Source organism: Bacillus cereus group sp. RP43 (assembly GCF_040459645.1).
In the GTDB taxonomy this organism is placed as follows: Bacteria; Bacillota; Bacilli; order Bacillales; family Bacillaceae_G; genus Bacillus_A; species Bacillus_A mycoides_C.
In genome coordinates this window covers 972,622-992,289 of record NZ_JARVHQ010000001.1, presented here as the reverse complement: position 1 = coordinate 992,289, position 19,668 = coordinate 972,622, and the positions used below count along the sequence as shown (strand labels likewise).

Below are 19,668 nucleotides of genomic sequence, written 5' to 3'. Positions count from 1 at the left end.
TTCGCGTGTTTAGCACTTAAGCATATCTCTCGTCTTACGTAAATTAGCTCATCGCTTTGCTAATATAACATTAACAAGGTAGAAGCGCAACATATTTCTAAATATATTTTTCTTCCTCTTTCAACCAATTGAAATTTATGTAAATTATAAATTGATTAATGTAATATATATGTTACAATTGGTATAACAGCGAAATCATAATAAACAGGAGATGGATATTGTGAAAAAAATAAAGGATGAACGTCTCATTCTTCAAACGTTAAAAAACATACGTATTGCCTTTCTTCTTCAATACATTGGTATAATCGGAATTTTAGGCTATATTGGATTCACTGAAGGAGCTAATCAAATTACGAAATCTCCATTATGGTTATTATTTATTCTTACAAGTATCTTATTTAGTTATTTACAGTTAAGTGTTTCAATCGATGTAGATGAAAGTGAAAAGGAAATAAAGTTAACTCCTTATTACAAACTTGTCTTACGCTCTTTTATTGTTGGGATTATCATAGCTATTATTTATATTATTTTCAGTCCAGAAAGACCTCTGTTTGAAGCCATTCTAACAGGTAGTATTTTCTTCATATGCTTTTTAGTTTCTTACTCCGTTAGTTATTTTATTAAAAAGCGTCGTTTACAAGACAAAGATGAATAAAGAGGAAGGGCTATCCCTTCCTCTTCGATTTGTTATCGTACTGTACCAGTCAGACCGTAACGAATGTCTCGGAACATATTTGTTATGTCACGATTAAAATCGTTTGTAGCTGTGCCGTTACGTAAACGCGTACTCATTGCATCGACACGAGTAAACATGTCATTTCTTACAGAAACATATACATTTCTATTTCCAACTTCATTCACAACAGCTTGACGAATTTCGTTCGCCATCGCTGTTTCATTCGTTGCTGTATTACGTGGTTTTACCGCAATCGCTACATCGTTTCCATATACAACTGTAGAAACTCGGTCTACGTTATTCATACGTTTCACACGATTCGTAATTTTCTCCGCAGTTTTACCATCATTGTTAATGTATGAATTGTTCATTGTAATATTACGAGTTGGATGCGGATTAGCAATTTGCCCATTGTAATTTACATCACGGTAATAATTATTATATCCTGTATCGTTACGACCGTTTCTATATGTTACATAATCTGTATAACGATCGTTACGCGCTACATTATCACGATACTGGTGTGTATCATTATAAGATGTACGCTCGTAATTATAGTTACGTCCATCCATCGCATTATTATCTTTCGGTGTACCACATGCAGCTAATGCACTGGTAACTAACAAAGAAGCAGCAATCACTTTTACTTTCGTATTCAATACAAAAACCCCCCTTGTTAGAATGAACTTCTCTTTCGAAAAGCTCCCTCTTATGATGAGTAACAGAGAAGGTTTTTACACTGTTAATATTTCACTAGGAATTTTCTAGCACTTAATGTAAATTCACCATATTTCTGACTATCATAAATACAAAAAAGGCGGGAATAACCCCACCTTTTTTAAACTTCCTCTTCGTCCTCTTCTTCCGAAACTGGTTCTCCAAATACATTTGGTGGGTCCGGCTGATAATACATAGTTCCTGGCTGCGGTGCATATGCTGGCTGAGTCGGTTGATAATATAAAGGATTGGCGTATTGTGGTCCACCCGGTTGCGGACTATATAACCTACTCTCTCCTCCGCATCCACAATCTTCTTCCCCTTGTACGAGTGGTGGCATATTATTATCCATTGGCATCATATTTGGATTTGGCATAGAAGTATATTGCGGCGCCATTTGATTGTATGGATTTTGTTGCTGATAATGCGGATATGGTGGCATCATTGGCTGTTGATACGGCATTTGATATGGCATCATGTTTGGTGGTTGGTTGTTATCCATTATCGGCATCATGTTCGGCATTTGATTGTTATCCATTATCGGCATCATGTTCGGCATTTGATTGTTATCCATTATTGGCATCATGTTTGGCATTTGGTTGTTATCCATTATTGGCATCATGTTCGGCATTTGATTGTTATCCATTATCGGCATCATGTTTGGCATTTGGTTGTTATCCATTATTGGCATCATGTTTGGCATTTGATTGTTATCCATTATCGGCATCATGTTTGGCATTTGGTTGTTATCCATTATTGGCATCATGTTCGGCATTTGATTGTTATCCATTATCGGCATCATGTTTGGCATTTGGTTGTTATCCATTATCGGCATCATGTTTGGCATTTGGTTGTTATCCATTATTGGCATCATGTTTGGCATTTGATTGTTATCCATTATTGGCATCATGTTTGGCATTTGATTGTTATCCATTATTGGCATCATGTCTGGCATTTGATTGTTATCCATTATTGGCATTATGTTTGGCATTTGATTGTTATCCATTATTGGCATTATGTTTGGCATTTGATTGTTATCCATTATTGGCATCATGTTTGACATTTGATTGTTATCCATTATTGGCATTATGTTTGGTGGTTGATTGTTGTTATCCATTATTGGCATTATGTTTGGTGGTTGGTTATTATCCAACATTGGCATTATGTTTGGCACTTGAATATTTGGCGGTATTACTTGTGGGATAACGACATTTTCTTTTGATACGTTCGGCGATACCATATTCCCTACATTTTCTTTCTTTACTTGTGGCGATACCATATTCCCTACATTTTCTTTCTTTACTTGCGGCGATACTATATTCCCTACGTTTTCTTTCTTTACTTGCGGCGATACTATATTCCCTACATTTTCTTTCTTTACTTGTGGCGATACTATATTCCCTACATTTTCTTTCTTTACTTGCGGCGATACTATATTCCCTACGTTTTCTTTCTTTACTTGCGGCGATACTATATTCCCTACATTTTCTTTCTTTATTTGCGGCGATACTATATTCCCTACATTTTCTTTCTTTATTTGCGGCGATACTATATTCCCTACATTTTCTTTCTTTACTTGTGGCGATACATTTCCTATATTCTCTTTTTTCGTTTGCGGAGAAATGACGTTGTTAGGCTTCATTTTATTAATTTGAGGAGCAATTAACTCGCTTCCCTTTTTTATTACGTCTGAAATTTTATATTCTTTTTTCGATTTAATTGGCGGTTGCGGCGGCTGCGGTAATACATTGATAGAAAATTTAGTATTTTCTTTCGTAGTAGGTTTTAGTTTTTCTACTTTCTCTACAACAGGTGGTTTTTGAATGACAGGTGGCTTTTCAACTGGCTTCTCTTTTTGAATCGGAATTTCTTTTTGCACTTCTTTTTGCGGCTGCACCTGTACTTCTTTTTGTGGTTTCACTTGCATTTCTTTTTGCGGCTGCACCTGTATTTCTTTTTGCGGTTTTACCTGCATTTCTTTTTGTGTTTGTTGCATAGCTGGCTCTTGTGTAATAGGTACTGATTGATACGTGATCTCATCTTCATCTTCTATTCCAAGTGGAGTTGGTGTTGATGCAAACTCTTTTTGCTGTACCTCTTTTACATATTGTTTCGGGGGCGCTGAACCCGATCCAGTCTGTTGTTTCACATGAACGCTATTCGATGGCACTTTAATTTTCATCCCTGGCATAATTAGGTCTGGATTGCTAAGCTGTGTATTTGTTTTTTTTAGCGTCTCAAAATCCACTCCGTACTTTTTTGCAATTTTCCAAAGGGTCTCCCCTTTTTGCACGATATGAATTTTCAAATTTTCCCCCTCCTGTATAACTTATCTATAAGTAAAAACACTTTGAAGTAACACTTTCTAAACAACATTAACTTCTTTTACTTTTATCACTTCTTCTATTTTCAATATGATTCGAAGTGGAATAAGCATAGAAAAACCGCAATGATTTCCTCAACACAATGTATGCCTATTTCATCCTTGTTATGATTATATGTACGAAAAAAAGCAACGGAAATCCCGCTGCTTTAAACACGCTCTAACATACGATTTAATGCAAGAACTGCCTCTTCTGTTACTTGATTCTCTACACGAATAACATTGATTTGTTCTCCTCTTTCTATGTTCTCAAGTGCCCATAATAGGTGAGGTAAATCAATTCGGTTCATTGTTAAACAAGGACACATAAACGGATTTAGCGAAATAATTTCTTTATCAGGATGTTGCTGAATAATTCGGTTCACTAAATTCATCTCTGTACCAATCGCCCACTTACTTCCCGCTGGAGCAGCTTCAATCATATCAATAATATATTTCGTTGATCCTGCATAGTCAGAAGCGGCAACAACTTCATAACAACATTCAGGGTGAACAATAATATTCATATCCGGATGATTTTTTCGCACATTTTCAATATTTTTCACAGTGAAGTTTTGATGAACAGAACAATGGCCTTTCCATAAAATCACTTGAATTTCTTCTATAGCTCCATCGTACTCTAATGAATCTGTATGCGGGTTCCACACTGCCATTTTTTCTAACGGAATACCTAAATCATACGCTGTATTTCTTCCTAAATGTTGGTCTGGTAAAAAGACGAGACGCTCTTTTTGTGTAAACGCCCAAGACACCATTTGTTTTGCGTTAGAAGAGGTTACTGTTGCCCCTCCATTACGACCACAAAACGCTTTGATTGCAGCTGTTGAATTTACATATGTTAATGGAATCATCGTATCCCCAAATAATTTCGTGAGCTCTTTCCACGCTCTTTCTGTTTGTTCAATATCTGCCATATCTGCCATAGAACAGCCGGCACGCATATCTGGTAAGATGACAATTTGATCATCTGTCGTTAACATATCTGCCGTTTCTGCCATAAAGTGCACACCACAAAACACAATATATTTTGCCTCTTTATTACTCGCTGCAACTTGCGCGAGTTGAAGTGAATCCCCTGCTGCATCTGAAAATTGCACCACTTCATCTTTTTGATAATGATGTCCGGGAATAAATAGTAATGCCCCCATTTTTTCTTTAATTTCACGGACACGCTCTTCCATCTCTAATGTAGACATCGTTTGATAGCGCTCTGGTAACATTACTTCGATTGGCTGAACTTTCTCTAAAATACCCATTTATGATTCTCCCCCTCTAAACCACTCTCATTAGGCCTCAATATTAAAACTAATATCAAGTGCTTTCACTGAATGTGTTAACGCTCCAAGTGAAATATAATCTACCCCTGTTTTTCCGTATTTTGATAAATCCTCAATTGTAATACCACCTGAAGCCTCCGTAACGATGGCACTTGGTACAATTTTTGAAAACTCACGAATCTCTTCTGGCGTACGATTATCGAACATAATAACATCTGCGCCGGCCTCTATCGCTTCTCTCACTTGCGCCCCTGTCTCTGTTTCGACTTCTACTTTCACCATATGTCCCAATCTTTCTTTCACCGATGTAACAGCTTTTGTAATCGAGCCAGCAAAAGCAATATGATTGTCTTTAATCATGACACCATCATATAAACCGAAGCGATGGTTAAATCCACCTCCGCACACTACCGCATATTTATCAAACATACGTAGTCCTGGCATCGTTTTTCTCGTATCACAAATGCGTGTATGACTGCTATCTAAAGCCAAGACCGCCTTACGTGTCATCGTCGCTATCCCGCTCATGCGCTGGATAACGTTTAATATAACGCGCTCTGCCGTTAATAATGATGCGATTGGACCTTGCACGGTTGCAATTATCTCTCCTTTTTCTACAAGATCCCCATCTTTTTTATGAAGCTCAACTTCAATTCTCTGATCAATTAATTTAAATCCTTCTTCAATTACTAGGCGTCCTACAAAGACCCCTGTATCCTTTACAAGAAACGTTCCTTTCGCAAGTGCATTATCGGGAAAGATAAGCTGAGATGTTACATCCCTTTCTCCTATATCTTCTAGAAAAAATCTATTTAATACTTCCTTAACTTTTAACGTATTCATAAAACCCCTCTTCCCCTTATTAAACAAGTTGTAGTTTTCTTCTCACTCGAATAATCTCTTTTCTTACTCTATTTCTTTCTGGATAATCAATGCGATAATGACCACCAATACTTTCTTCTCTTTGCAAAGCTGATACTGTGATAAGCTCACAAACTGTTAACATATTAATAAGCGTTATCTCTTCATTTGTCAGTGCATCGTATTGTAAGATCATATTTCGCACACCGTACCTACTAAACCATCTCTTAGCATATGATAAATTTTTCTCAGTTCGCACAATCCCAACATGCTTCATCATGTATTCTTGTATTTCTTCTTTCAACGGTAAATCATTAAGAGCTATAAAACTTTTCCCTCTCTCTTCCGTCACATTTTTTCTTTCCTCTGCTGGTTTAGCTAAAATGTGTTTTCCTATTCGTCTTCCAAACACAAGACCTTCTAATAATGAATTACTCGCCAATCTATTCGCACCATGAACTCCATTACACGCCACTTCACCGACCGCATATAAGTTTGGAATGGACGTCTCTCCGTCACAATCTGTCTTCACGCCGCCCATATGAAAATGAGCACCCGGTACGACTGGAATAAGGTTTCCTTTTAAATCAACGCCATTCTTTGTACATAATGATGAAACGGTCGGAAAACGTTGTTCAAAGTTTTGAATTGTTTCGATGTTTAAGTACACTGTTTCACCCGCAAGAAGTTGTTCATGAATCGCCCTTGCCACTACATCACGCGGTGCGAGATCTTTCCCAGGATGTATATCCATCATAAAACGCTGTCCTTTTGCATTTATAAGGACAGCTCCTTCACCACGGACTGCTTCAGAAACGAGACCACAACATCGCCCGTCCACGTATAACATTGTCGGATGAAATTGTACAAATTCTAAATCAACAAGTTTTCCCCCAGCTCGATATATCATCGCAAGTCCATCACCTGTAATTGTCTCATCATTCGATGTAAAGGCGTACAAACCACCAATTCCTCCTGATGCTAACACCGTATTATCAGCATAGTAACGCTTCAACTTCCCTTCACTATTTCGTGTTAAAGCTCCTATGCATTTATTATTTTCTATAATAAAATCGAGCACCATTTCATGCTCAACGACAGTAACGTTCGGAACTACTTCTTGTATTAAATGCTCTAATAGATTTTTACCAGTTGCATCTCCTCCCGCATGTAAAATACGCCGTTTTCGATGCGCTCCTTCTTTACCAAGGTGGAGCCCTTTTTCATCTCCATCAAATTTCATTCCATTTGTAATAAGCTTACTTATTTCTTTCTGCCCCTCTTCAACTAAATAACGAACTGCTTCTTCGTTGTTATAATGGCAACCTGCCACTAATGTATCTTCAAAATGCCCACTCGGATCGTCATATGTAGCAACAGCTGCTGCAATTCCTCCTTGAGCTAAATGTGTATTGTTATTACGTCCTGTTTTTTTTGTGATAACTATCACATTCTTTTCGTGACAAAGCTCTTTCGCAACACGAAGCGCTGCAACGCCACTTCCAATAATTAAGACATCTGCACTTGGCATAATTGTTGCCTCCTACTTTACACTTTTCAACTGTCTTGACACCTATATTTACATAGTTTTAAAATAATGACAAGAGTTTTTTTACAATTCTTATTTTCACTACCATTCTAAAAACGAAAACAAATGTCACTCTTACTGAAGAGAGGAAATTACATGATGATATATCTAGATTATGCAGCGACAACACCTATGAGCGAAGAAGCTTTAGAAACATATGTAGAAGCAGCAAAGAAATATTTCGGAAATGAACAAAGTTTACACGATATCGGCGGAAGCGCATCATCTTTATTACAAGTTTGTAGAGAAACATTTGCAGAAATGATTGGGGGTAAGGAACAAGGGGTATTCTTTACAAGCGGCGGTTCAGAATCTAACTATCTTGCGATTCAATCCCTTCTAAATGCTAGAAATGGAAAGCACATTATTACGACACCTATGGAACACGCATCGATTCGAAGTTATTTTCACTCCTTACAATCGCAAGGTTATACGATTACTGAGATTCCAGTTGATAAAAGCGGGATAATTCATTTAGTAGATTTAGAAGCAGCTATTACGGAAAATACTGTTCTAGCAAGTATACAGCATGGAAACTCTGAAATTGGGACCGTTCAAAACATTGCAGAGATCGGAGCACTTTTAAAAAAATACAATGTTTTATTTCATTCGGATTGTGTTCAAACATTTGGTAAACTTCCAATAGACGTTACAGCGATGGAGATTGATAGTCTCTCTGTTTCAGCCCATAAAATATACGGACCAAAAGGAGTTGGAGCTTGCTATATAAATCCGCAAGTTCGCTGGGAACAAATATTCCCTGGAACTTCTCATGAAAAAGGCTTTCGCCCTGGTACAGTAAACGTTCCTGGAATCGCTGCTTTTTTAACAGCCGCAGAGCATATATTAAAGAATCAAAAGGAAGAGAGCTTTCGTTTTAAACAATTAAGATCTTATTTTTTAGAGCAATTACAAACACTTCCTCTAGAAATTGAAGTGAAAGGACATTCTACTTCTTGTTTACCACATATTATTGGGGTTACAATAAAAGGAATAGAAGGTCAGTATACAATGTTAGAATGTAACCGTCATGGTATAGCCATTTCAACTGGAAGTGCTTGTCAAGTCGGTAAACAAGACCCTTCAAAAACAATGCTTGCAATTGGAAAAACGTATGAAGAGGCAAAACAATATGTCCGCTTTTCTTTCGGACATCACACAACGAAAGAACAAATTGATACAACTATTCATGCACTACACACAATTGGAAATCAATTTTATAGAGGTGTTAAATCATTATGAAACAAAATGATCAAAAAAAGATTTTAGGCGAAGAAAGACGACAACTCATCCTCGAGTGGCTTCTTGCTGCAAATGAACCGTTATCGGGGAATGAGCTATCTAAAAAGACAAACGTAAGTAGGCAAGTTATCGTTCAAGACATTTCCTTACTAAAAGCACGAAATGAACCAATTATTGCAACTGCGCAAGGGTATTTATATTTAAAACCACAAACAAGACAACAAGCTTTTGAACGCGTAATCGTATGCCAACATAAACCGGCAGAAGTACGTCAAGAACTTACCATGTTAGTTGACCACGGCGTTACGATTAAAGACGTAAAAGTTGAGCATCCTGTATACGGTGACTTAACAGCATCGATTATGGTAAGTAATCGCTTTGATGTAGAGCAATATTTACAAAAAATCGAAAACACAAACGCTTCCTATCTTTCACAACTAACAGATGGTATTCACTTACATACAATCGAAGCAGATTCTAAAGAGAAGTTAGATGCTGCTTGTGAGGCACTAGATAAAGCTGGATTTCTCGTTTATTAATGTAAAGCACAGAGTTTTTTATCATACTCTGTGCTTTTATTTTGTAGATGTTATAATATTGTAAACAATTATAAAGGAGATCAAATATGGGAATTGAACTCGTTCACTTTAGCACCGGTAAACCGAAACAAATGAAATATAACGAAGATAAAGAAATGATAACAGGTATATGTAAGGAGCCTACAGAAGAAGCTTTCCTCTCAAAAGATGGCTTTCTTGGTGATGATGTAGCGGATTTAAAACATCACGGTGGACCTGACCGCGCTGTTTGTGTGTATCCATACGAACATTACGCACTATGGGAAGAAGAATTCCAAACAACACTTCCAGCTTCCACATTTGGCGAAAACATTACAGTAACCAATATGTTAGAGCGTGATGTTTGCATCGGAGATACATATCAATTAGGTGAGGCAATTATTCAAGTTACACAAGCGAGGGTACCCTGTAGCACAATTTCAAAACGCCTTGGTATTCCTGGCATATTACCACGCATTGTAGCAACTGGATATACTGGATACTTATGCCGAGTTCTACAAGAAGGTACTGTGCGTAAAGATTCTAAAATCACATTACTAGAGCGTCCATCAAATAATGTATCTGTTTTGTTCTCTAACGAAATTTATTTTCATAATAGAAAAGATAAAGATGGCATTGAGAAGGTTCTTGCTGTACAAGAACTAGCTGATATTTGGCGTAGTCAGTTAGAGGATCGTCTTGCGAAGTTAAAATAAAGAATCCCACCTTTTATAGGTGGGATTTTATTAATCTATCACACAGTATACTAACGAATGAAATTATATCGACGCAAAATCAAATATATCGAACGTAATTCTGATTATATCGACTTAACAACAAAATACTACAAAAATAGCCGCCTCGCTTCTTACAACCAATAAGAAGCATAACTCCCTAGAACAGTAACAGAAAAGCCGAGTGCTTCAAGTTCCATCGTTACGCCTGGCAACAATACGTCATCATATGCTTTATCTACGTCGATTAAGAAAAAGTAATTTCCAAGACCTGTTTTCATCGGACGCGATTCAATTTTTGATAAGTTTAATTTTCTCCATGCGAAAGCTGATAACACTTGATACAGCGCTCCTGCATAGTCAGCAGGTAACGTTATCATAAGCGTCGTTTTCTCCCCGCGATTTTCTCCGTTATTTGGGAGCACTGCTTTCTTTTTCTTATGCAGAACAAGGAAACGCGTATGATTGTTTTTATGTGTATGAATATCACGCCTTACAATTGTTAATCCGTACTTTTCTGCCGCTGCTTCATTTGCAATGGCGGCAACTTTTTCTTCAGGATGTTCTTTCACATATTGCGCAGCAGCGCTTGTGGATGTCATATCTCGAACAGTTACTCCTTTTAATTCTTCATTTAAAAACTTATGGCACTGTGCAATGGCATGCGGATGAGAATGCACCGCATATACTTCATCCCACACTTCTGCATACTGCGGATGTACAAGTAAATGCTGCTGAATTGGTACTGTAATTTCTCCTACAATGGAAAGCGGCTGCTCATGTACAAGGTAATCAACCGTTATATTCACTGAACCTTCTATTGCATTTTCTAACGGTACAACTGCGAAGTCTACATTTTCATTTGCAGCTGCATCTATACAATCTGGAATCGTTCGATACGGTACATGCTCTGCTTCCGGAAAAAAACGACTCACCGCCATATTTGTAAATGTTGCTTCTGGTCCTAAATATCCTACTCGAATCATCGTCTTTTCCCCTCTTTTTCGTTTTCTTACTGTTATACCATAATTTTTTATATTCTTCTATGTAAATTTCGAATATTAAAAAAAGACTAGCGTTCGCTAGTCTAAATGTTTCTTATATTCTCTTTGAGCAAAGAAGAAATAAATAATACATGCTGCGATATAAAACAGAATGAACAAACCTACTTTTCTTAATGATCCATCCATAAAAAGCGTATTATGAAACGTATATAACGCAACTGCACTATGCATACTCCCTACTATAATTGGCGCAAAAAATAGCATACATAATTGCCAACGAGAAATTTTCCATACTTCTTCCTTCGTCATTCCAAGTTTAGAGAGTGCACCATACTGCTTTCGGTCCGATGCAATATTATGAAACCATTTAAAATACACGATACTACATGAAGTAAGAAAGAATAATATACTAATGAATGAGCCTACAAATAGAGTAATATCGCCCCCTTCTTTCATATTTACATACAACTCCATATTACTTCGAAATGCATTATTATTATCTTGTTTCATATGTTTCCGTAAATCTTCATTTAATTTCTTCGTCTTTTCGATATTTGGTAATGTGTAGCCTCTATATATCATTTTTTCAGAATCAGGAACCTGATTTGCTATACTGTCAAAGTCTTCATCATTCATAACGAAGAATAGACCATTAATGTACGAAGGATGATGGTTAAATTGAACCCCTTCTTTCTGACCGTTAAATACGAATTGATATGGTTGATTCATTACTTGCAATTGAATCTCTTTTTGATTATATACATTCGAATTATTGTATTTATTATAATAAACGAGTGTCACTGTACCTTTTTTAGGACGATACGTTTTCTGTTTTTGTTTCCTCGCTTCTTGGTTATATTCACTTTCTTTTATAAGCGGTACTATTGTTGTTTCTCCCTTATTAGACTGAAAGGATGCATACACTCCAACAAAACTCATAGATTGAAAATCATCATATCCATATTGATGCAGTAAATTTTCAACCGCACCATCCTCAAAGACTTCATGAGAAGAAGTACCTTTTTCTATGTACGAAAATGAGTGTACTCCCCCGCCCCTCCACATATCTTGCATACTAGAAAAATATAAGAACACCGTACCTGTCGCCGTAACTACAAACGTTGTTGCCATAGACATTAGAAAGAAAAAGCGACCATTTTCCTTCATTCGATGTGACAATTGATTTACTATAAATAAATACGGATATGTATACATAATCTTTTTATTTCTTTTTATCACTTCTAATACTTGTGTAGCGCCATGTGTAAATGAGAAATACGTCCCAAAAGAAATGAGTATAACAACCGGAAAAAAGTATAATGCTATCGTTGTCATCGTCACTTGTAGCGCTAACGCATATCCCGTCCCTAAACAAGCAAAGCCGAATAAACAAAGCCACTTTGATGTTTTTCTCTCTCGTTTATCTGTTCGAAATTCTTTTAATAACCGAATGATTTTTATATTCCATATACGTAAAGCACTTATAAAAGATAAGAAAATAAAAACAATCATATATGTAATAAACGTTACACCAATCGCTCTCATATCAAATATGACAGGGAGTTCTTTCGGAAGGCGAAGTAACATGCTAAACACCATAAAAAAGAGTTTCAAAAAAATCATACCAAGTCCTATACCGAAAATATTAGCAAAAATCCCGATCAATATTTGCTCGGTCATTATCACTCCTATTACGTTAGACTTCGTCGCTCCCATTAACATATATAGTCCTAATTCTTTCTTACGTGCTTCTATGAAAATAGAAGTAGAGTACAAAATAAATATAACGAAAAAAGAAATAATTATAACGTTACATACGATAAGTCCCCAGCGTACGTTTTGATACCACATCGTCTCTTGCATATACGGATGTACAATTACAGACATATATGCAAAAGACGCAAATATTGCAAAACAACTACTTAAGAAAAATACTTTATAATTACGCCAATTACCCTTTATATTTTGCAGCGCTAGTTGCCGAATGTTCATCTATCGTCCTCCTGTAACTTACTACACACGTAAAAAGCTAGAGGTTTCCCTAGCTTTTTACGTGTTTTAAATATCCTCTTTGAGCGATCATAAAGTAAATGGCAGAAGCTAAAATATATGCTCCAATTACAATCACACCTGATTTCCATAAATCGATATAAAGCATTTTTCCTAACGTATGAAGAGCGAATCCACTATGAATTGCACCGATTAAAATCGGGATAAAGAAAATAACTCCCATTTGACGAATTGCAATTTTACGAATTTCTTTATCTGTCATACCAATTCTTTTTAATGACTTAAATTGAATACGATCTTGTTCTTTATCGTTAAACCATTTAAAGTATGTCATGCTACAAGCGAAGAAGAAGAACAGTACTGCTACGAAGAAACCGATGAACATTGTAATTGCTCCACCTTCTCTTATATCTTTATAAGCAAACACTGAGTTTCTCAATTCCCCTTGCTTTTCTGGTGTAATTTCCTTTTTTAAATCTAGCACAAGGTCTTCCGTACTTTTCCAGTCTTCAATATAATAACCGTAATATTTCGTCTTTTCTTCATCTGGTACGAGCTTTGCATACTTCTCAAAATCTTGATCATTCACAATAAGATATTCGCTATCGTTAAAAACAGAATATGACGTTGGCTCATTTAATTGAACAGACTGCTTTTGTCCATTAATTGTAAATTCATACGGTTTCGTACGATCTATTTTCATAAGTTCATTTGCTGCATCAACCATAACCATCGTCGCACTACCTGGTGCATTATGAACCTCTGTAATTTGCTCTTTCTTTTGTTCACGCACTTCTGCGTTATATTCTTTTTCTGAAATAATCGTCATTGGTACTTCACGTTCACTGTTAAACAACATTATTTTCTGTGTTGCAGGTAGTTTTACGTAGGTTACTTTTCGTGCATCTTCAAACCCATGTTTTTTTACAATCTCTTGTACTTTTTCTTCATTAATAAGACTATGCGTATTTAACCCCTTTTCCTCATATGAAATAGCATGTGGCGTAAGCTCTACCGTTTTTGCACTCATATTTTCATAATATACATAAAGCGTACCAACTGCTGAGGAAACAACCGCCGTAATAATAGAAATTACAAATAGAAAACGAGCATTATCTTTCATTTTGTAAATAAGATTGCTTAGTACGAACATATTTGGATATGTATAAAAAGATTGTTTTCGTTTTTGCAATGCTTTTAATACAACTGTACTACCTTGTGTAAATAGTAAATACGTTCCGCCAATTGTCAGTCCTACAATCGGTAAGAAATACATAATAAAATTCATAATTGTTACTTGGAAACAAAGTATATATGCCGCAATAATACAGCCTATACCGACTACACCTAACCATGTAAATGCAAAAGGCTCTACTTTTTGTTTTCTTGCCTCTCTTAATAAATCAATAATTTGTAAGTGTCCTACTGTCCAAACGCTAAACAATGATAGAATTAAGAAGAGAATAAAGTACACACCAGCTGTAATAAAAATTGCTTTACTATTCCATACGAACGGAAGTGTTTTATCAATTTTTAGTAATACACTTAGTGCTTGGAAAAATAATTTTGAGCAAAGCATGCCAATCCCAATACCTACTACAATTGCAATACTACCTAACATAAGTTGTTCTAATATAATCATTCTACCGAGCTGAGACTTCGTTCCACCTATTAATGTTAATAAACCGAATTCTTTTTTTCTTGCTCGTAAAAACGTTGAATTCGCATATAAAATAAAGAGTGCTGAGAAGATGACTACAATATAATTCATCGATTCTAATCCTTTTGAAATCATCGTCTTCATACTAATATTACCGCTTACGACATCTGGATGATAAATGAAGGAAGCATACATGAAAAATACGACAATCGATAAACAACTACTAATAAGGAACGCTTTATAATTACGCCAATTTCCTTTTACATTGTTAAGCGCGAGCTGGCGAAAGTTCATGATATTCCCCCCCTAGCATCGCAAGTACGTCCAAAATTTCTTGGAAAAAGGCTTGTTTCGTTCTTCCTTTATGTATTTCTGAGAAGATCTCTCCATCACGTATGAAGAGGATACGTTCACAATAACTAGCCGCTACCGGATCATGCGTTACCATTGCAATCGTTACTTTCTTTTGCTCATGTAAATCTTGAAGTGCTCCCATTAATGATTTCGCTGATTTCGAATCTAAGTTTCCCGTTGGCTCATCCGCTAAAATTAATGTTGGGTCATGAATAATTGCCCTTGCAGCAGCTGCACGTTGTTGTTGTCCGCCTGATACTTCGTATACTTTTTTATTTAAAATTTCTTCGATGTTTAAAAACCTCGCAATTTCAAGTACTTTCGCATCAATTTCTTTTACAGATTTCTTCGCCATTACAAGCGGCAAAATAATATTTTCTTTAATGGATAACGTATCAAGTAAGTTGAAATCTTGGAAAATGAATCCTAAATGTGTACGGCGGAATTCCGCCAATTTTGCAGCGCGCATTTGATTAATTTCTTCACCATTTACAAGCACATGACCTGAAGTTTGCTTATCAATTGTCGCTAATAAATTTAAAAGCGTTGTTTTCCCGCTCCCTGAAGGCCCCATAATTCCTACAAATTCGCCCTCTTCAATTTTAAAATTTATATCATGTAAAGCAGTCGTCGCTACTGAACCTTTTGATTGATACACCTTTGTTAACCCTTTTACTTCAAGAACACTCATTTCTAATCCCCCTACGTGTTTTCTTCTTACATTTACTATAAGAAAAATAAGAAAAAGAAACGAGTGATTTCCCTTACAAAACGTTTTGTTATCTTACAGTTTTGTCATTTTTCTCATTAATGTATGATATTCTTCATCTTTTGCAAATTGGAACGTAACTGTTGTTCCTTCCCCTTCCGTTGATTGTACATACACTCCATGATGTAAATTACCGCAGATTTCCCTCGTAATATATAAACCCATCCCTGTCGCTTCCCTTGTTTTACGGCCGTTTATTCCCGTAAAGAACGGATCAAATATACGCTTTACATCTTGCTCTGGAATACCAATTCCATTATCTCTAATATGTAGTAATACCTTTTGATCCTTCTCTTCAATTTGAAATTGAATTTCTTTTTTCTCTGCTTCTGAAATTTTTGTATACTTAATTGCATTCACAACAATTTGGCCCAAGGCGATACTAAGCCACTTTCCATCAGACGCAACCATACAAGTCTCTTCTTCAAACATTATTTTCGGAAATACAGAAGATTGAATGAACGACTTTCGATTTTCATTAATAATATCTCGAATGACCTCTATAACATTTACTACTTCTACTTTATAATCTTTCGAAAATTGATCTAACCTTGCCATATGTAACGCTAAATCTAACCCATTTAAAATACGGTTATTTTCTTCACGAATACTTTCAATCGTTCCCCTTGCTTCACGGTGTTCCTTACCGTATTTCTGTAACAATAATTCAATAACGGATACTGGTGTTTTCATTTGATGGATCCACTGGTTCATAAAAATCATTTGCTGTTGCTCTTTTGCATGCTGTTTATGAACTTCATTCATATATTGCTGCCTTAATAGCGTAAACGCTTCAACGACCAGTTCTTGTTCTGACGTATAAGAAGTATCGATAAGTAAAGAGTCGTGTAATGTATGTCCACCGGCAATATACTGTTCTATTCTCTTTAAAAACACACTTCGTTTTCGATAATCGTAAATAAGGTATACACTAAACACAACTGTCCCTAATAAAAGTCCGTATAACCATGTACTCCAGTCCAGCGCACGCTTTTCTAAAAGGCTTTGCAACTGCAATACGAGCCCAAATAAACAAAGGCTTATAATGTAAGAAAGGATTAAGGAAAAACGGTCTATGAGGTAGCTTTTAACCTTCATGCCCTTCGCCCCACTCAGTAAGAAGAGCATAACCGTATCCACGCTTTGTGACAATTGCATTTTTAATGCCTAACTCCTCAAGTTTCTTCCTTACACGCTTTACATTCACAGTTAATGTATTATCATCAACAAAAGCTACTTCATCCCATAAAGCCTCTAACAACTCTTCACGTGTCACGTATTGATTCGCTTGTTTCATTAAACATTCTAATAAATAAAATTCATTTTTTGTAAGTTCAGTTTGTTGCCCTTTCCACTCTACTGTGTGCTGTGATGGGAATAATAATAATCCATTAACACCTAAACAGTCACTTTCCGCGGCCAAAGCATACTCACCATACCCGCGGCGAAGTGCACTCTTCACCTTTGCCATTACGATATCTAAATGGAATGGCTTTGTAATATAATCATCCCCGCCATTCTCAATCGCCATCACTTGATCCATTTCCCCTGTCCTTGCAGAAACGAAAATAATTGGCGCATTCGATACAATGCGGATTTGGCGGCACCAGTAGAAGCCATCAAAGTATGGTAAATTAATATCAAGTAACACAAGATGAGGACTTACTTTTACAAACTCATCTTTTATATGACGTAAATCGCCTACTCTGAAAGATTGATATCCATACCTTTCTAAATGCTCCTCTAATATCTCTGCAATTTTTTCATCATCTTCTACAATTAATATTTTATACATGTTCCTTTTCTCCCCATAAAATATTCTTCTAAAATCACTCCTTTTTCTATTATAAATTGAAACTTTAATCAATGGGGATTTTTTCCTATACCGACTTATGGTTCACCTATACGAATCAGATCTTTACTGGACTCAAATAGCAAAAAAAAAAGACCGCCATATTTCGGCAGTCTTAATCGATAAATTCAAATTGATATTCAAGAATTTTTACAATATCTCCGTCTGTTGCACCACGTGCACGAAGGGCTTCATCAATACCCATTCCACGCATTTGACGAGCAAATCGGCGTACAGATTCATCACGTGAGAAGTCTGTCATCTTGAATGTTTTCTCAATATCATAACCAGAAATAACAAATGTGCCATCACTTTCGCGTGTAATTTCAAAATTAGATTCAGATTCAAATTTGTACATTACACTTGCTTCAGATTCTTCTACATCATCGTACATTGGGAATTCTGGTGTTGTTTCTAATAAGTTCGCTACTTCAAATAGTAAGTCACGAACACCTTGTTTCGTTACAGCTGAGATTGGGAAAATTTTTACTTCGTCTCCCAATTTTTCTTTAAATGCTTGTAAGTTTTCTTCTGCATCTGGCATATCCATTTTGTTTGCAACAACAACTTGTGGACGCTCAGTTAAACGCATATTGTATTCTTTTAGTTCATTATTGATTGTGACATAATCTTCATATGGCTCACGTCCTTCTAAACCAGACATATCGATAACGTGCACAATTACACGTGTACGTTCGATATGACGTAAGAATTGGTGTCCAAGTCCAACGCCGGAGTGTGCGCCTTCAATTAGTCCAGGAAGGTCAGCCATAACGAAGCTGCGGTTATCACCAGTTTCAACAACACCAAGATTCGGAACGATTGTTGTAAAGTGATATTCTGCAATTTTCGGACGCGCTGATGATACAACAGATAATAATGTAGATTTACCTACACTTGGGAATCCAACAAGTCCAACATCTGCTAGCACTTTAAGTTCTAGCGTAACATCACGTTCTTGACCTGGTTCCCCGTTCTCAGCGATTTCTGGCGCTGGGTTCGTCGCTGTTGCGAAACGTGAGTTACCACGGCCACCACGGCCACCTCTTGCGATTACAGCTGTTTGTTCATGCGTTACTAAATCAGCAAGAATTTCACCTGTTTTTTCATCTTTCACTATTGTTCCTGGTGGAACCTTTACGATTAAATCTTCAGATTTACGACCGTGCTGACCTTTACTCATTCCGTGCTGACCGCGATCAGCTTTGAAATGACGTTGGTAGCGGAAGTCCATTAATGTACGTAAGCCTTCCTCAACAACAAAAACAACATCTGCACCTTTACCACCGTCGCCACCTGCTGGGCCACCTTTAGGTACATACTTCTCACGACGATACGCAACCATTCCGTTACCACCGTCGCCGCCTTTTACATATATCTTGACCTGATCTACAAACATTATTTCACCACACTTTTTTCGATTAGTTGTAATACAACTGAGACTTCTTCGTCTCGTACTGTATAAGAAATGGAATACCATTTATTGTTTTGGTTCGCAAGCCACGTTTGTAGTTCTTCTACATTCGTTAGCTTTCCACGAAAATCAAAAAAGAAACGAGCATTCTCCGCGTCACATTCAATTGTGATACAAACATAATTTTCAACATATACGTCTAAACTATGCTGAAGCATTAAGAAAAACTGATTCGTCCATGTACATACAGTCTCATCTAGATGAGATAAGTTATGTAATTTCCCTAATACTTCGTACTCCAATAAGCACGGTTGCTGTTTCCAATTATATGTTAAAATCCACTCTGAAAATAAAGGCATTGATAGCCCCATCAGATTGGATTCTTGTCTCGCTTCTTGGACAAAACGATCGATGAGCCTATGAATCTCTTCCACTTTTCCAAGGGAAAGATTTCCTTTAACCATCTGCAAACGATTGAGCCAATCATGTCTTGAATGGCGCAACGCATCTATAATTGTCCATTTTTCATTCATTTAGATACCCCTTAATATAGAAAAACTCTAACCTGCA

General features: G+C 36.5%; 16 protein-coding genes and 1 pseudogene. 4 read left to right on the top strand and 13 right to left on the bottom strand.

Annotated elements, in window-relative coordinates; genetic code table 11:
• Positions 1-211: 211 nt before the first annotated feature.
• Positions 212-655, top strand: a complete 444-nt coding sequence (locus QCI75_RS05145) for a branched-chain amino acid ABC transporter substrate-binding protein (protein ID WP_353760043.1) — start codon at positions 212-214, stop codon at positions 653-655.
• A 32-nt stretch (positions 656-687) separates the two neighbouring features.
• On the opposite strand, the gene QCI75_RS05140 is transcribed toward QCI75_RS05145, so the two are convergent.
• The 5 genes and pseudogenes from QCI75_RS05140 to nadB form a co-directional block, all read right to left on the bottom strand.
• Positions 688-1,335 (bottom strand): YhcN/YlaJ family sporulation lipoprotein, encoded by a 648-nt coding sequence (locus tag QCI75_RS05140; RefSeq protein WP_144503975.1) that lies wholly within the window; start codon positions 1,333-1,335, stop codon positions 688-690.
• A gap of 2,209 nt (positions 1,336-3,544) precedes the next feature.
• A pseudogene (gene safA, locus QCI75_RS30510) lies at positions 3,545-3,701 on the bottom strand (SafA/ExsA family spore coat assembly protein); the annotation flags it as partial.
• Positions 3,702-3,925: 224 nt separating this feature from the next.
• Entirely contained in the window at positions 3,926-5,032 is a 1,107-nt protein-coding gene (nadA, locus tag QCI75_RS05130; RefSeq protein ID WP_144503973.1) for a quinolinate synthase NadA, read from the bottom strand.
• A 30-nt stretch (positions 5,033-5,062) separates the two neighbouring features.
• Positions 5,063-5,896 (bottom strand): carboxylating nicotinate-nucleotide diphosphorylase, encoded by an 834-nt coding sequence (gene nadC / locus QCI75_RS05125; RefSeq protein ID WP_353760040.1) that lies wholly within the window; start codon positions 5,894-5,896, stop codon positions 5,063-5,065.
• A gap of 19 nt (positions 5,897-5,915) precedes the next feature.
• The gene (gene nadB / locus QCI75_RS05120) at positions 5,916-7,445 is read right to left on the bottom strand and encodes an L-aspartate oxidase (RefSeq protein ID WP_144503969.1); all 1,530 of its coding nucleotides are present in this window, start codon (positions 7,443-7,445) and stop codon (positions 5,916-5,918) included.
• Positions 7,446-7,598: 153 nt separating this feature from the next.
• Here nadB and QCI75_RS05115 point away from each other — a divergent pair, with 153 nt between their 5' ends.
• The 3 genes from QCI75_RS05115 to QCI75_RS05105 all read left to right on the top strand — a co-directional run bounded on the left by QCI75_RS05115 (position 7,599) and on the right by QCI75_RS05105 (position 10,017).
• Entirely contained in the window at positions 7,599-8,744 is a 1,146-nt protein-coding gene (locus QCI75_RS05115) for an IscS subfamily cysteine desulfurase (RefSeq protein ID WP_144503967.1), read from the top strand.
• Entirely contained in the window at positions 8,741-9,283 is a 543-nt protein-coding gene (locus QCI75_RS05110) for a transcription repressor NadR (RefSeq protein ID WP_002160371.1), read from the top strand. Before QCI75_RS05115 ends, QCI75_RS05110 begins: the two co-directional genes overlap by 4 nt.
• Positions 9,284-9,369: 86 nt before the next feature.
• Positions 9,370-10,017 (top strand): MOSC domain-containing protein, encoded by a 648-nt coding sequence (locus QCI75_RS05105; RefSeq protein WP_353760039.1) that lies wholly within the window; start codon positions 9,370-9,372, stop codon positions 10,015-10,017.
• Between the two features lie 152 nt (positions 10,018-10,169).
• Here the strand turns inward: QCI75_RS05105 and pheA are convergent, their stop codons facing one another.
• The 8 genes from pheA to QCI75_RS05065 all read right to left on the bottom strand — a co-directional run bounded on the left by pheA (position 10,170) and on the right by QCI75_RS05065 (position 19,631).
• Positions 10,170-11,021, bottom strand: a complete 852-nt coding sequence (pheA, locus tag QCI75_RS05100; protein WP_353760038.1) for a prephenate dehydratase — start codon at positions 11,019-11,021, stop codon at positions 10,170-10,172.
• 96 nt (positions 11,022-11,117) lie between these two features.
• A complete protein-coding gene (locus tag QCI75_RS05095) occupies positions 11,118-13,031 on the bottom strand; it encodes an FtsX-like permease family protein (RefSeq protein ID WP_353760037.1) in 1,914 nt (637 codons plus the stop codon).
• Positions 13,032-13,080: 49 nt separating this feature from the next.
• On the bottom strand, positions 13,081-15,003 hold the full coding sequence (locus QCI75_RS05090; protein ID WP_353760036.1) for an FtsX-like permease family protein: 1,923 nt from the start codon (positions 15,001-15,003) through the stop codon (positions 13,081-13,083).
• Positions 14,978-15,754, bottom strand: coding sequence for an ABC transporter ATP-binding protein (locus QCI75_RS05085; RefSeq protein WP_002145597.1), 777 nt, complete (start codon positions 15,752-15,754; stop codon positions 14,978-14,980). The genes QCI75_RS05090 and QCI75_RS05085 overlap by 26 nt, the downstream gene beginning before the upstream one ends.
• A 93-nt stretch (positions 15,755-15,847) precedes the next feature.
• The gene (locus QCI75_RS05080) at positions 15,848-16,930 is read right to left on the bottom strand and encodes a HAMP domain-containing histidine kinase (protein WP_353760035.1); all 1,083 of its coding nucleotides are present in this window, start codon (positions 16,928-16,930) and stop codon (positions 15,848-15,850) included.
• Positions 16,920-17,627, bottom strand: coding sequence for a response regulator transcription factor (locus tag QCI75_RS05075; protein ID WP_144505759.1), 708 nt, complete (start codon positions 17,625-17,627; stop codon positions 16,920-16,922). The genes QCI75_RS05080 and QCI75_RS05075 overlap by 11 nt, the downstream gene beginning before the upstream one ends.
• Positions 17,628-17,799: 172 nt before the next feature.
• Positions 17,800-19,083 (bottom strand): GTPase ObgE, encoded by a 1,284-nt coding sequence (obgE, locus tag QCI75_RS05070; protein WP_002015378.1) that lies wholly within the window; start codon positions 19,081-19,083, stop codon positions 17,800-17,802.
• Complete coding sequence (locus tag QCI75_RS05065; RefSeq protein WP_353760034.1) at positions 19,083-19,631, bottom strand: Spo0B C-terminal domain-containing protein; 549 nt, start codon at positions 19,629-19,631, stop codon at positions 19,083-19,085. Before QCI75_RS05065 ends, obgE begins: the two co-directional genes overlap by 1 nt.
• Positions 19,632-19,668: the final 37 nt, after the last annotated feature.